This window comes from Nitrospinota bacterium, assembly GCA_027619975.1.
Taxonomy (GTDB): domain Bacteria; phylum Nitrospinota; class Nitrospinia; order Nitrospinales; family VA-1; genus JADFGI01.
In genome coordinates, this window is the sequence record JAQCGX010000009.1 from 43,332 (window position 1) to 57,884 (window position 14,553).

Sequence of the window (14,553 nt, forward strand, 5' to 3'; positions counted from 1 at the left end):
CACGTCAGGAAATTTTAAATGGATAAAAAAAAGAGGTCTGACCTTGAAAAAAGGTCAGACCTCAAATTCAGTAAGGAAAAATAATCATTCCTTATAATTGTAAGTTTTTGTCTTTGCTGTGTAAGGCATGGATTTAGATTTAAACAAAAGTTTATCCTTCTTTACAGCAAAGTCTTCGATCAAGAGAGGTTTCTTTTCTGATATAGCCACCTCTTTTTTGCGATCCTTAACTTTTTCAAGCTTTTGGTCCATATTATCTTCGTTCCAGTACTTGTCCTTGTCGTGAACCTTCAACTTGCGTTCTTCAAAGTTGAACTTATACTTGTCATGGACTTCAGGCTTAAAGGGAGTATTTGGGTGGGTATGACACCGCGTACAGACATTGGCGTAATCCCATCTCTGTCCATACTTTTCAATGTCGGCCTTTTTAAAATCTCCCTTGGTGTTTTTCATGACAACCCGGAACTGGGCTCCGCCGGCAACCGAATGACACATTTCACAGCCAACCTGTTCTAAATTTGGTTCATCCGGGTCTATCTTTGTGGCGACTACTTTGCCCTTTTTATTCTTAGTGCCAGCCGGCTTGAATCCCCCTGCTTGCATATAACCGGTAGTGTGGCATCGCAAACATAGCGGAGTGGTGGTATAGTCCTTTTGCGGGTCCAGCTTGACCCTTTTTTTAGCTTCTTCACGGACTCCAGGTTTCAGCAGGTTAAAGGTGCCACCATGAGGAGAGTTTTTCCAACCCTGGTAATAGGCGTCGTGGCAACTTCCATTACATTTGACAGCTCCCACATAGGATGGCTGCGCAGGGACTTTCTTTTTTTTACTTTTCCCTTTTGCATCCGCTTCTCCGGCCGCACTGATTATCAAGGCAAAAGAGAGCACAACCAAACTTAAAAACTTTAACGTCTTCCCCATTATCTCCTCCAATCCACTTTCCAAAAATAATTCCTTTTACAGGTTAACTGTCGAAGAATAATATATTTACTTAAAGGGGTCAACCACAATTTAGGTAAGTAATTGTAAATGCTATTTTGACGCCAAATTTCCTGCATCTCATAAAATTTCATTAGAAGGAAAAATGTTTCCATGAAGTTAACCGATTTCGATTTTGAATTGCCCGAAGAACTGATCGCCCAGCGACCGGCGTTGCGACGAGACCAGTCCAGGCTGATGGTTGTGAGCCGACAAACGGGCACAGTTATTCACGATGTCTTTAAAAATATATGCAAATACCTGCCCCATCATCCTCTCATGGTATTCAATGATACAAGGGTCATTCCAGCAAAAGTATCCGGGTTCAAAAAGAATACTGGCAAGCAAGTAGAAATTATCCTGATCCGTGAGCAGGAACCTGACGTCTGGGATGCCCTGGTAAAGGGGCTGGGAAAAATGAAACCAGGCGCAGAATTTATCCTTTGCGGAGGAGCCCTCACCGCTATTTTTAAGGGTCGGAATGACAACCGAGGAATGTTCAAATTAAACTATAAGGGAGATCTTCGGTCTCTGTTAAACAAATCAGCAAGAATGCCCCTCCCCCCTTATATCCGCCGGGAACCCCATGATAACGAAGAAACCCGTGAAATGGATGGAGAGCGCTACCAAACCGTTTACGCTGCCAATGAAGGGGCTGTTGCGGCTCCTACGGCGGGATTGCATTTCACCCCTGAGTTGATGGCAGAAATAGGCGCAGGAAAAGCCGATCTGGCATTTTTAACCCTTCATGTCGGAATCGGGACTTTTTTACCCATTCGCGTTCAGGATGTGCGCGATCATCAAATGGAGAAGGAACGTTTTATACTCTCAAGAGAGACATGGAATCAAGTCACTGGAGCCAGGAAAAAGGGGCAAAAGGTGCTGGCGGTGGGAACGACGGCAACTCGCGTGCTGGAGTCGCTAACCTTTGATGCTCCCACTCAAAAAGAAGTCTCGGGAGAGACTGATATATTTATCTATCCGGGAGTAAAGTTCAAGATGGTAGACCAGTTATTAACCAATTTTCACTTGCCCAAGTCAACACTCTTCCTACTGGTCTGTGCATTTGCAGGTACAGACCTGATGCGCAAAGCCTATCAAGAAGCCATCAGCAAACAATATCGGTTTTTCAGCTATGGTGATGCCATGCTGATTCTTTAAGATGGCTTCTCCCTACCCCCCTCCCACGACAGAGGTTTTTTTATTCGTCTTCGTCGTTAACAGCTTGTTTAAAATGCTTTCCTGATTTAAAGCGAACCACTTTTCGTGCGGTAATTTCTGCTTCTTCACCGGTTTTTGGATTTCGCCCAACGCGGCTGGTTTTAGCTCTGACCTGGAACGTTCCAAATCGGCGCAAAATCACAGGCTCACCATGACCAAGAGATTCTTTGATCAATTCGATTACAGTTTCAACAGCCTCTTCTGCTTTAGATCTGGACAAATCTGCCCTGGAAGAAACCTGATTAATAATATCTTGCTTGGTCATGACTCCTCCTTGCGAAAAAAAACGATTTTTTAATTTTCTTGAATCACTTATGGCCGAACGGAAAAAAAATATTTTAAAGTTTCAGCGTACTCTGACACTCAAACGGCTATGCTACTTTTAACCTCTTCGGATAAGTAGCTTCCCCTTGCAATTTACAAGAAAAACAAGAAAAATCTGAGTTCCGAATTCCATCCCGTTTTAAAAAGAACGGAACCTTATCAGCAATAGCTTCTTGGCCCCGTCGGCTCGGTTCTGCTTTAAGATTAAATTAAGATGCGATGTAGCTACTTTACCACTTATATTAAAAATATCAATACCTTATTGACATTTTTATTCAGTTTTCACCCTACCGATTATTTTTCAAATAATTATCATTAAATTCCTTTAATGAAGTAAACAGAAACTACCCACCCTAAAGTATTGGTAAACCGTAACTTCTGTTAAAGGCCCTTCAATGATTAACCGTATACAACCATTATACACTAACTATTTGAATTTTAATGAGTTTTTTTGTTTTTTTTAAATCTAAAGAAAAAGCTATGTGAGGGAAATTTAAAAGATTTTAACGGGGAGAAATTCTGAGATCAGTTATTTTTTTGAGGGAGGGCGGTATTACGTACAATTTGATAAACGGTCTCTCCTGGTTTGACCCAGTTTAATTTCTCACGAGCGATCTTTTCAATCGCCAGAGAGTTAAACTTCAAGCCTTCTATTTCTTTGCGGATTTTAAGGTTGTTTTCGTGCAGCGTCTTGTTGCTTTGATTCATTTCCGCCATTTGATCCTGCAACTTAAATACCTGTAAAATGCCTTCATCATGAAATACGGCAACCAACACCAACAACGCAAAAAATGAGAAGGTCAGCAATAGAATTTGATGATAACGCGCCATAAGTACCCCTGCTAACCGCTAAATTAGAGATTCAGATTATAAAAAACACTCTTTCCTTTGTATTGAGCCGTTTCTCCCAATATTTCCTCTATGCGCAACAACTGGTTATATTTTGCGATGCGATCGGACCGGCACAAGGAGCCGGTTTTTATCTGGCCGGCGTTGACAGCCACTGCAATATCGGCAATAGTGGTATCTTCCGTTTCCCCCGAACGATGGGAGATTACCGCCGTATATCCTGCCTGTTTGGCCATTTCCACAGCATCCAAAGTTTCGGTGAGAGTCCCTATCTGGTTGACTTTGATAAGAATGGAATTGCCAACTTTATCTTTAATTCCCTTGGCTAAAATTTCGGTATTGGTGACAAACACATCATCGCCGACTATCTGGGTTGTTTGGCCCAGTTGCTCCGTAAGCCGTTTCCATCCACTCCAGTCATTTTCGGCAAGCCCGTCTTCAACACTGATTATCGGATATTTATTCACAAGCTGTGCGATATAGTCGATCATTTCATCGGAACTGAGTTTGGACTTCTTTTCCGCAGCAAGAACGTATTTTTTATTTTTATACAATTCACTGGCCGCTATATCCAGGGCAAGAAGAATATCTTTCCCTTCCTTGTACCCTGCGGCTTTTACGGCTTCAAGAATCACCTCAATGGCCTGCTCGTTGGATTTCAGATTCGGGGCAAATCCCCCTTCATCCCCAACAGCGGTACTGAATTTGTGCTTCTTTAATACTGCTTTTAAATGGTGAAAAATTTCCACCCCCATGCGCAAGGCATGGGAAAATGAGTTCGCACCAACAGGAACGATCATGAACTCCTGAATATCAACATTATTGTCTGCATGCTCGCCGCCGTTTATCACGTTCATCATGGGGACGGGCAATTGCTTGGCGTTGGTACCACCAAGATACTGAAATAAAGGCAGATCCAGCTCCTGGGCAGCCGCTTTAGCAACCGCCAGGGAGACTCCCAAAATAGCATTGGCTCCCAGCTTTTCCTTATTTTTAGTGCCGTCCTTTTCGATCATCAGATTGTCGATCAAAACCTGTTCGGTGACTTCAATTCCAACCAAATCGGGAGCGATTTTACTATTAACGTTTTGAACCGCTTTCAACACACCTTTACCAAGGTATTTTTTGGGGTCCCCATCGCGCAATTCTACAGCCTCGCGGGACCCGGTGGACGCCCCCGAGGGAACCGCCGCACGGGCCATGGTGCCATCTTCCAGAACCACTTCAACTTCAATGGTCGGATTTCCTCTCGAGTCGATAATTTGTCTTGCAAATACACCGGAAATATCACTCATAAGTTATCCCTGTTGGTTACTCGTATCATAGATTATTACTCTATCCCCTGGCCTTTTTCAAAGCAACAAAATTAGCTTCAATTGTTTGATTTATATCATCTTGTGTGTGTACGGCGGACATAAATCCGGATTCAAACTGTGAAGGAGCAATGTAAATCCCCGCATCCAGCATGGCGTTAAAGTAGCGTTTGAAAAATTCAGTGTCACATGTTTTTACGGAATGGAAATCAACAATTTCTTCGCTGGTAAAAAACATGGAAAACATGGCCCCCACGCGGGTGAAACGGGCATGAATCCCCAGTTTCTGAACATTATCCTTGAACCCGGCGCACAACTTTTCAGATTTTGCTTCGAGATCCTCATAAACCCCTGGAGCGGACAGAAGCTCCAGCATTTTAATGCCTGCGGCCATGGCCAGAGGATTGCCCGAAAGCGTTCCCGCCTGGTAGATGGAACCCGTTGGGGAAACCTGATCCATGATCTCTTTGGTTCCACCATAGGCTCCCACAGGCAATCCACCGCCTATAATTTTCCCCAGACAAGTGAGGTCCGGCAGGATATCGTAAAGCTCCTGAGCCCCTCCCAGGCCCACCCTGAACCCGGAAATCACTTCATCAAAAATCAACAGGGTGCCAGAACGACGGGTCACATCGCGGAGGGTTTGCAGAAACCCCGGTTGCGGGGGAACCACTCCCATATTGCCGGCAATCGGCTCAACAATGATGCAGGCGATTTCATCGCCCTGTTCGGCAAACAGATTGTCCACACTGGAGGAATCATTATAGGGAAGGGTCAAAGTATTTTTGGCGAGATCAGCCACAATACCCGGACATTCTGGAATTCCCAGAGACATCAGGCCGGAGCCGGCTTTGACCAACATACTGTCGGCATGACCGTGATAACAGCCTTCAAATTTCAGAATTTTGTCTCGCCCGGTGATCCCACGGGCCAGGCGAATGGCGCTCATCACGGCTTCCGTACCGGAATTCACCATACGCACCACATCCATGGAAGGAACCGCCTGCACGACCTTTTCAGCCAAGATGATTTCCAGCTTTGTCGGTGCGCCAAAACTGGTTCCCAACCCCGCCTGATGGCGGATCGCTTCCACAATTTCAGGATGGGCGTGGCCAAAAATCAAGGGCCCCCAGGATGAAACATAGTCGATGAACTCACTGCCATCGACATCTGTTATTCGGGCGCCTTGGCCTTTTTTAATGAACAGGGGATGCCCCCCGACCGCTTTAAACGCACGAACCGGGCTGTTGACGCCTCCTGGCATTACACTCTGGGCGCGCGAAAATAATTCTTCAGATTTGGATCGATTCAAAGTCACATCTCAAATAAAATTGATAAATCTTTTTTAAGTTTCTCGGGGATCAGCTTTTTGTCGGTAACAATGGCATGAGTTGCCGCAGACGCACACGAGCAGGAAGGAGAACCTGTCAAATTTGCCACCAGTTCCTTGACCGCTATCTGGGCTTTTTCCACATTCTCACCCATGATCTGCAAGACCGCTTCCAGGGTGACCGGCTCCTCCTCCACCAGCCAGCAATCGAAATCGGTGACCAGAGCCAACGTGGCATAACAGAGCCCCGCTTCGCGCGCCAGTTTGGCTTCGGTCACGTTGGTCATACCGATGATGTCTACGCCCCATGACCGATACAAATTCGATTCTGCGCGGGTGGAAAATTGTGGACCCTCGATACAAATATAAGTGCCGCCTGCATGCACTTCAGTACCGGTTTTTTTTGCGGAATCGGTCAATACCTTGGCGAGGTCCGGGCAAATGGGATCTGCCAGACTCACGTGTCCCACCAGGCCTTGAGTAAAAAACGTGCTGATTCGGCGGGTCGTCCTATCAATGAATTGATCGGGAACCGAAAAGTGACCCGGCTTTAATTCTTCTTTCATGCTACCGACCGCACTCACAGACAGGATGCGCTCCACGCCGATTTTCTTCATGGCAAAAATATTGGCGCGAAAGTTGATCTCAGAAGGTGGAATGAAGTGGCCCGTCCCGTGGCGGGGCAAAAATGCCAGTCGCACCCCCATCAATTCTCCCAAAATAATATCGTCCGAAGGAGGGCCGTACGGTGTTTCCACCTTTACTTTTTCCAGAACTTTCAACTCCTTCATGTGATACAGACCGCTCCCGCCTATAATTCCAAGCATTTCGCCTCACTCAAAAAATATTCTTTATATAACGCCGTTATTAACTGTCATCTTCCTCTGAACTTTGTTTGACCTTGTTCACCTGGCTCAAAAGAAATTTCAATTCAGCGATCTGCTCACCTGCCACCCGTATGGTGGCTTTTTCTTTGTTCAAACTTTGAATTTTCATGTTCACGTCTTCAGCGATCAGGTTCAGGTTACTCAACCGCTTATCGACATCATTCAACAACCCAATCTTATTGTTCAGAATATCAATCTTGATCTCAGCTTCCTCGGTGACCGAGTTCAGCTTGTCTATATTGAGATTGATCTTGTTCATGTTTTCCCGTTCTTTGTCAATCCGGTCTTTTTCCGAGTTGACTCGGGCAATGACATTATCCAGTTTAGCCAGAGCCACCTCGGTTTCCCGGACTTTATCTTCACTGGCGACCACCTGTTTGATCCTTTTTTCCACTTGGGCCGTCAAATTGTTAAGGTGCTCTATCTTCTGTTCCGCTCGGACGATGAGCTCCTCTTTATCGTCCAAAACTTCCTGTCGCAATTTCAGATCTTTTAAAACATTGTCAAGCTCCGAAAGCTTACTTTCTACAGTCAGAACCTTTAATGTTTCCTGGCTCAGATCTTCCACCTTACTTGCAAAGTTGCTGGACACCTCTCCCAGCTCTTCCCTAATCTGGCTGATTTGGTTGTTTTCCTCTTTTGCATCCGTAAGGTCTTTAAACCTGGATCGCAATTCAGTTTCCAATATGCTGTGTTTGGTAGCCAGGCTGTTCATTCTCTTTTCTTGAGCATCAATGGCGGATTTTTCCTTGGCAATGTCCAGAATCTTTTCCTCCACCGTATTGGACATCGCTTTCAAACTCTCCAGCTTGGTGTCCAATTTGTCCAGAAAATCGATCTTCTTGCTGACTTTGGCGATTTTGATATTGGCTTCTTCGATGAAGAAATCCAGTCCATCCACTTTTTTCTCCAGCTTTTCGATCAAGGCCTTTCTTTGCATCTGAGTTTCCATCTTGACATCCAGACTGATGACCATAGAGCTGAGATCATTGATTTTCTTGTCCACTTGATCTACGAGGTTTTGCTTGCGAATGATCTCATCCATCTGCAGGCGAGTGGATTCGCTGACGGACTCAATTTGCTGAAGAATGGCGCCGACAGAGTCCAGTTTTTCAATTTCGCCATCCAAACGTTTGACCTTTTGTTCCGCTTCATCGGGCATCTGGTTGAACCGGTTCATTTTTTCATTAGCGACATCAATATTTCTCATTTCCTCTTTCAGGAGAATCATTTTGTTGCTCAGATTGTCCATGAGGAAAGAATTCAGCTTGTTGATTTTTTCTTCCGTTTTTTCGATAACTACTTTCTCATCCAAAATTCGGGAAATTTTAGTCTCGACATCAACGGATAAAGCATCAAGATCTCTCAATCGACCGCTTATGCTACGGATCATCTCATTTTTAACGCATATGTTTTTCGATTCTACTTTCAGGTCGCTGATTTCCTGACTGAGCTTGTTTAAAGAATCATGCGTTTCACGGACAATGTGGCTCTTCCCCAGCAGGGATTCATAATCATCTTTCACCACTTCCAACGTCCGCTTCAAATCCTCCGTATCTCTTGTGTAATTTTTAATTGCCTCTTTTTCCTGGAGAATGGTGGCAAAGCGGGAATCGAGTTCCACCAGGGCGGTTTTCATTTCCGACACTTTTAACGAGCCGGTTTTCATCATCTCTTTAAAACTGACAACTTCATCCACCTTGTCAGACACGCTGTTTAGCATGTTTTCCAACCGGTTGATGCTCCCGGTCTGCGCCCTTGATCAGCTTATTTTTATCCTTGAGCTTTTTGATTTTAGAGTCCATGTCCCAGATGAGGACATTGAGCCGCCCGGCATCATCATTGGCTTTTTCCACAAGCCCTCTTTGCTGATGCAAACTTTTGATCTTATGATCGACATGCTCGCTGAGCAAATGCAACTCATCCAACTCCCGCTTCAAGACGTTGTAGTTGGACTCCAGCTCCTTGGAAACCTTCTGAAAGTCCCTGACCCGCACATCAATGGTTTTGACTTCCTGAAAACGGTCATTAAACATACTGAGTTTATTCAGGGTGTCTGGAACCTGGCTTTCAATTTTTTCAAAAAAGTGTTTTTTATCCTCCAATTCCTCGCTTTTACGCTCAAAGTATTCCACGAGCAATTGCAGGTTCTTGCGTTCGTGCGCAGCAACCTCCAATAAACCTTTAAACTCTGTCACATTAAAATTTGCGGGGCTGGCTGGATTTTCCTGGCCGGATGCGCCTTCCGGCCGGTTTTGCTTGGCATCTTCTGACATGGTTGGATTCCTTGAAGGTAGATTCGAGTCGAGGAAAAATTAAGTGACTTGCTTCAATAAGTGGCTTTTATATATACAATTAGTGCTTGCTTAATGTCAAGATTAAGTCAGGCGGGAAAAGGGGATGGCTGCCCCCTGATTTTTTGATTTACAGTGAACTACGGCCGTCCAAGAATCAATTCTACAATTTGAATCGCATTCAGGGCCGCCCCTTTTCTCAAATTATCCGATACCACCCAGAAGTTGATCGCATTTTCTTTGGAAATATCGTTACGCAACCGGCCCACAAACACAGCGTCTTTTCCTTCCGCATCAATTGCCAATGGGTACTCGTTTTTTTGCGGGTCATCCACGACACAAATTCCTGGAAAACTGGCCAATAATTTTTTAACGTCTTCAGCCCGGATGGGTTTTTCGGTTTCGACATTCACGGATTCCGAGTGTGAATAAAAAACGGGAACGCGAACGGTGGTTGGCGAAACCTGAATGGAATCGTCCCCAAGAATCTTTCTGGTTTCGTTCACCATTTTCATTTCTTCTTTTGTGTAACCGTTCTCCATAAAAACATCTATTTGCGGAATACAGTTAAAACCAATCTGATGGGGATACACCTGCTTGTCAATTTCCTTGTCATCCAAAATATTCCGGGTTTGTTGCACCAGTTCGGCAATGGCTTTCTGCCCCGAACCGGAAACCGATTGATAGGTGGAGACCACCACCCGTTTGATCTGGTATCTGGCATGAATCGGATAAAGCGCGAGGACCATTTGAATCGTTGAACAATTGGGATTAGCGATGATTCCGGGCTGGTCGCCGATGGCGTGGGGGTTCACTTCTGGAACGACCAGAGGAACGTCCTTATCCATCCGATACGCACTGCTATTATCGACCAAAATGCAACCGGCTTTGACCGCACTGGGGGCGAACTGCAGGCTGACGGAGGCTCCGGCTGAAAACAGGGCAAAATCCAGACCCGCAAATGAATCTTCCGTCAGCACTTCCACTTCGATGGATTGACCGTTAAAGGGCAAAACCTGCCCTGCCGACCGAGCGGAGGCCAAAAGCGATAATCGATCCACCGGAAATTTTCTCTCCTCCAATATGGAAATCATTCTTCGCCCAACGGCACCGGTGGCGCCCACCACACCGATGTTATATTTATCTTTTTTCTTAAAAGCCATTGCTCTCCATTTCCTTGACCACAAGGTCACCCATTTCCGAAGTCCCCACTTCCTTCATTCCCTGGGACATGATATCCGCCGTCCGGTATCCCTGGTTCAAAACCGATTCAACGGCTCTTTCTATCCATTGATCGGGTTCCTCCTGATTGAAGGAATATTTAAACATCATCCCGACAGAAAGAATCGTGGCCAGTGGATTGGCTTTGCCCTGCCCTGCAATATCCGGGGCACTGCCATGAATGGGCTCATACATCCCGGTGTCTCCACCCACGCTGGCGGAAGGCAGCATTCCTATAGAACCTGTCAGCATAGAGGCTTCGTCGCTCAAAATATCTCCAAACATGTTGGTGGTGACGATGACATCAAACTGTTTGGGATTGCGAACCAGCTGCATGGCGCAATTATCCACGTACATATGCTGTAGCTCGACATCCGCATAATCCTTATGGATCTCGGTGACGACTTCACGCCACAATCCGGTGGCTTCCAGGACATTGGCTTTATCCACGGACATGACCTTCTTATTTCTTTTTTGCGCCACTTCAAAGGCGATGCGGGCGATGCGCTCGATTTCCATTTCGTTGTAAACCAGGGTATTCCTTCCTTCGCGGGTGCCATCGGCCAGGGTTTGGATGCCCCGTGGCTCGCCAAAGTAAATGCCTCCGGTCAATTCCCGCACCACGAGAATATCCAGCCCTTCCACGACTTCCCGCTTCAAGGTGGAAGCCTCGACCAGGGCTGGAAATATTTTTGCAGGACGCAGATTGGCATAAAGTTTCAGAGAAGATCGCAGTCCCAGCAAGGCTCTTTCCGGACGCAGGGAAAAGTCCAGTTTTTCCCATTTGGGTCCCCCCACCGCGCCAAGCAGAACCGCATCTGAATTTTTAGCGGCTGCTAAGGACTCTTCTGGCAATGGGTGACCGGTAGCCTCGTATCCTGCGCCGCCTACAGGAACAGAGTCCATCTCAATTGTTAAATCCAGCCTGGACTCCAGAATTTTTAAAATTTTTACCGCTTCCCGCACGACTTCCGGGCCGATACCATCCCCCGGTAAAAGAGCAATTTTGTATTTTTCCTTCATCGGTACAATTCCCCGTCCTTGTTATTGATTGTTTCCTGGGATTAAAGGGTTCTCCCCTACCCTCGATCAAGGGTGAATGGCAAGAGTCCTGTCTAACGGCAACCACACTGGCCGTCAAAGGGGGTGAACCCCGGCAAGTATAGCGGCATTAAACTCATTGTAAATATTTTTTTTTGCCTTATTATACTCTCCTCGGAGCGTAGTTTTATTGGAAATTTTCACGATTTGAAACCCTTTCCACCCCTATAATTTTTCTCCTCCCTCGTCTCCAATGATAAATGGAAAACGCATCGCCGTGGTCATGCCGGCGTATAACGCCGAAAAGACGCTCCTGAAAACCTATCAGGAAATTCCCAAAGGCGTGGTGGACGAAGTCATCCTCACCGACGACGCCAGCCAGGACAATACCGTTAAAGTCGCCGAGGAACTCAATATAACCACTTTGGCTCATTCTAAAAATATGGGCTATGGGGCCAACCAGAAAACCTGCTATCAGGAAGCTGTTCGCAGAAATTGCGATATCGTCATCATGTTGCACCCGGACTACCAGTACACGCCGAAACTCATAACGGCCATGGCCTCCATGATCGCTGAGGGAGTGTTCGATGTGGTGATCGGGTCCCGAATCCTCGGGAATAAGGCAATGGCGGGAGGCATGCCGGTTTACAAATATTTCTCGAACCGATTTTTAACCGGTGTTGAAAACTTTATCATCAATCAGAAATTATCTGAATACCACACCGGCTACCGGGCATTCAGCCGGGAAGTATTGACCACTATTCCTCTATTGGAAAATTCGGATGATTTCGTTTTCGACAATGAAATGCTTTTACAAACTTTATATTTCGACTTTAACGTCGGGGAAGTCTCCTGCCCCGCTAAGTATTTCGAAGAAGCCTCATCCATCAGTTTTAGAAGAAGCGTTAAATACGGTCTAGAAGTTCTTAAAACTGCGACAAAATATTTTCTTGCGAAAAGGGGATTGAAATCCTTTCCTATTTTTGACCCCAACGGGCGAAAACTGACAACTGATCTATAAGGGTAATTTACCAGAAACCAGGAATAATCACGCCCTCCCTGTTCTCCTAGTTATTAAGATAGTCTTCTTTTTAAGTTTCAATATTCAATCTGCAATAAGGTGAAATTTATGACTAAGTTTTTTTCAAACTCCCGAATCATCCTGCTCGTCTTGTTTTTTTCCACCCTCATGGGCGCAGAAGCCTGGGCTTTTGGTCAATTGACGCTGATCGCCAAAACGGAGGACGGCAAAGTCAAAATATCGCTCATTGAAGAAGAGGGCCGTTATTTTGGTGACATCCGGGAAGGCCTCACCGTCCTGACACCCCTACAATTCATCCAGCAACCTAAATATCTAAAAATTGGTATTGGGGAGCAGGACTATACTATTGAGCGCTGGGAACTGGGGAAGTACATCAGTTATGGCGGCGTCATTCAGGACGAAAGGGGAATTTCCGCGCAAGCGGAATTTGACGGACCGAAATTGACGATTTCGGGAACCATCGAAGATGAAAGAAATTCCCTCGTCGATTTTGAAGTCATCGCCAATGATAAAAAGGGTTCTTTGGAATTGCATTGGGGAGCTAAATACCTGTTCCTGAATAAAATCGCCGATAAAAAACCGGGTGGTTGCCACGGCGGACTGATCAAGGAAGATCTGGCAAAACTGGGCGGCTTCTGGTGTTCCAGTTCAGGAAGCCTGGAAGACGTTTTTTTCACCGATCCGGATCAGATTCTTGCGTGGATCGTGGCGTTATTTGTTAAGTAAAGATTAAAATAAAGATCTCTGGCAGTCCGGCTTTTAGGAACTACTCCTTTCTTATTCCTCATCATAAAAAACCTTGACCAGACAAAGCCCATAAGGTCTGGCTGTGGGTCCGGCATTTTTCCGGTCGCGGGATTCCAGAATGGTTTTGATCTGTTCGGGTTTGATCTTATTTCGGCCTACTTGCACCAGGGTTCCGACAATATTACGGACCATGTATTTTAGAAATCCGTTGCCATCGCAATGGATAATTATAAAATCCCCATCCTGCTCAATATCGATTGAATTGATTTCGCGCACCGGGTTCCTGGCTTCACAGTTGGAGGCCCTAAACGCTGTAAAATCGTGTTTGCCTTCCAGATAATTTTTCGCCTGGCGCATGGCTTCGATATTTAGGTGATATTGAATGAACAAGCATCGGTTGTGTTGCAGGGCAGAGGGATATTGCCGGTTTAATATCGTGTAGCGGTATATTTTTCGTTTGGCTGATCTTTGTGCGTGAAAGGTGTCTGGAACCTCATCCACCTGTTTGATGACGATATCGTGGGGCAACAGACTATTAAAGGCCATCAGGAATTGCTGCGCTGTCATCTTTGAAATGGTCTCGAAATGAGCCGCCTGTGCTTCCGCATGAACTCCGGCATCGGTTCTGCCTGATCCGATGACCGGCCGTTCTTCGCCGGTTATCTTTTTTAAGCAATTCTGGAGAACTTCCTGAATGGTGATGCCGTTGAGCTGTACCTGCCACCCGTGGTAACGGGTCCCGTCATATTCGATGATGAGTTTAAATTTCCTGGTCAAAAATTATTCCTTCCCGGAAAATATGCAATAAAAAACGCGTTACATGCTTCGTAACGCGTTTTTTCTCTTTTTAAGCCCCGAGGCCAATCCCCACTCGGGTATGTCCAGGATTATAGATGGACTTTTTAATTTTATTTTTTAACTCCCTTGAAAGGTGGACTTGCTTCTACCATAAGCACCTCCTGCTTCAAGTTTATCCCAAACCCTCAACTCTAATATAGTTCCATTCTGAAATTTGGCAACTTATTTTTCTTACAAGTTGAAGAAACTTAAAAATACAAATAACTTATTTAAATTCAATATTTTATGTAAATTTCACCTGGAAAAAATGGGTTTAAATTTCCACATCAAAAACAATTCTTTCAGAGGGAAATCCTAAAAAAAAACGCGCTACCTGCCCGGCAACGCGTTTTTTCTCTTTTTAAGCCCCGAGGCCAATTCCCACTCGGGTATGTCCAGGATTATAGATGGACCTTTTAATTTTATTTTTTAACTTCTATTTTAATTTTTTACAACCTTGAATGGTGGA

Annotated in this window: 14 protein-coding genes; 3 read left to right on the forward strand and 11 right to left on the reverse strand. The window is 45.3% G+C overall.

The genetic code is table 11. The features are described 5' to 3' along the window. Positions 1–84: 84 nt before the first annotated feature. Positions 85–921, reverse strand: coding sequence for a cytochrome c family protein (locus tag O3C58_04780; GenBank protein ID MDA0691178.1), 837 nt, complete (start codon positions 919–921; stop codon positions 85–87). A 171-nt stretch (positions 922–1,092) separates the two neighbouring features. Between O3C58_04780 and queA the strand changes: the two genes are divergently transcribed. Beyond that, positions 1,093–2,139, forward strand: a complete 1,047-nt coding sequence (gene queA / locus O3C58_04785) for a tRNA preQ1(34) S-adenosylmethionine ribosyltransferase-isomerase QueA (protein MDA0691179.1) — start codon at positions 1,093–1,095, stop codon at positions 2,137–2,139. A 40-nt stretch (positions 2,140–2,179) separates the two neighbouring features. Here the strand turns inward: queA and O3C58_04790 are convergent, their stop codons facing one another. The 9 genes from O3C58_04790 to leuB all read right to left on the reverse strand — a co-directional run bounded on the left by O3C58_04790 (position 2,180) and on the right by leuB (position 11,440). Further along, positions 2,180–2,464: an integration host factor subunit alpha gene (locus tag O3C58_04790; GenBank protein MDA0691180.1), complete on the reverse strand. Its 285-nt coding sequence runs from the start codon at positions 2,462–2,464 to the stop codon at positions 2,180–2,182. A 584-nt stretch (positions 2,465–3,048) separates the two neighbouring features. Continuing rightward, positions 3,049–3,354, reverse strand: coding sequence for a septum formation initiator family protein (locus tag O3C58_04795; GenBank protein ID MDA0691181.1), 306 nt, complete (start codon positions 3,352–3,354; stop codon positions 3,049–3,051). Positions 3,355–3,377: 23 nt separating this feature from the next. Continuing rightward, positions 3,378–4,667 carry a phosphopyruvate hydratase gene (gene eno / locus O3C58_04800; GenBank protein ID MDA0691182.1) on the reverse strand — a complete coding sequence of 430 codons (1,290 nt, stop codon included), beginning with the start codon at positions 4,665–4,667 and terminating at the stop codon, positions 3,378–3,380. Between the two features lie 40 nt (positions 4,668–4,707). Then, on the reverse strand, positions 4,708–5,997 hold the full coding sequence (gene hemL, locus O3C58_04805) for a glutamate-1-semialdehyde 2,1-aminomutase (GenBank protein ID MDA0691183.1): 1,290 nt from the start codon (positions 5,995–5,997) through the stop codon (positions 4,708–4,710). A gap of 2 nt (positions 5,998–5,999) precedes the next feature. Continuing rightward, the gene (mtnP, locus tag O3C58_04810; protein ID MDA0691184.1) at positions 6,000–6,842 is read right to left on the reverse strand and encodes an S-methyl-5'-thioadenosine phosphorylase; all 843 of its coding nucleotides are present in this window, start codon (positions 6,840–6,842) and stop codon (positions 6,000–6,002) included. 40 nt (positions 6,843–6,882) lie between these two features. Further along, positions 6,883–8,634: a hypothetical protein gene (locus O3C58_04815; protein MDA0691185.1), complete on the reverse strand. Its 1,752-nt coding sequence runs from the start codon at positions 8,632–8,634 to the stop codon at positions 6,883–6,885. After that, a complete protein-coding gene (locus O3C58_04820) occupies positions 8,606–9,178 on the reverse strand; it encodes a hypothetical protein (protein MDA0691186.1) in 573 nt (190 codons plus the stop codon). Before O3C58_04820 ends, O3C58_04815 begins: the two co-directional genes overlap by 29 nt. A gap of 158 nt (positions 9,179–9,336) precedes the next feature. Beyond that, a complete protein-coding gene (locus O3C58_04825) occupies positions 9,337–10,359 on the reverse strand; it encodes an aspartate-semialdehyde dehydrogenase (GenBank protein ID MDA0691187.1) in 1,023 nt (340 codons plus the stop codon). Further along, positions 10,349–11,440 (reverse strand): 3-isopropylmalate dehydrogenase, encoded by a 1,092-nt coding sequence (leuB, locus tag O3C58_04830; protein MDA0691188.1) that lies wholly within the window; start codon positions 11,438–11,440, stop codon positions 10,349–10,351. Before leuB ends, O3C58_04825 begins: the two co-directional genes overlap by 11 nt. A 271-nt stretch (positions 11,441–11,711) precedes the next feature. Here leuB and O3C58_04835 point away from each other — a divergent pair, with 271 nt between their 5' ends. Beyond that, positions 11,712–12,479 carry a glycosyltransferase family 2 protein gene (locus O3C58_04835; GenBank protein MDA0691189.1) on the forward strand — a complete coding sequence of 256 codons (768 nt, stop codon included), beginning with the start codon at positions 11,712–11,714 and terminating at the stop codon, positions 12,477–12,479. A 108-nt stretch (positions 12,480–12,587) separates the two neighbouring features. Continuing rightward, the gene (locus tag O3C58_04840; protein ID MDA0691190.1) at positions 12,588–13,226 is read left to right on the forward strand and encodes a hypothetical protein; all 639 of its coding nucleotides are present in this window, start codon (positions 12,588–12,590) and stop codon (positions 13,224–13,226) included. Between the two features lie 51 nt (positions 13,227–13,277). Here O3C58_04840 and truA read toward each other — a convergent pair whose 3' ends face one another. After that, a complete protein-coding gene (truA, locus tag O3C58_04845; GenBank protein MDA0691191.1) occupies positions 13,278–14,024 on the reverse strand; it encodes a tRNA pseudouridine(38-40) synthase TruA in 747 nt (248 codons plus the stop codon). Positions 14,025–14,553: the final 529 nt, after the last annotated feature.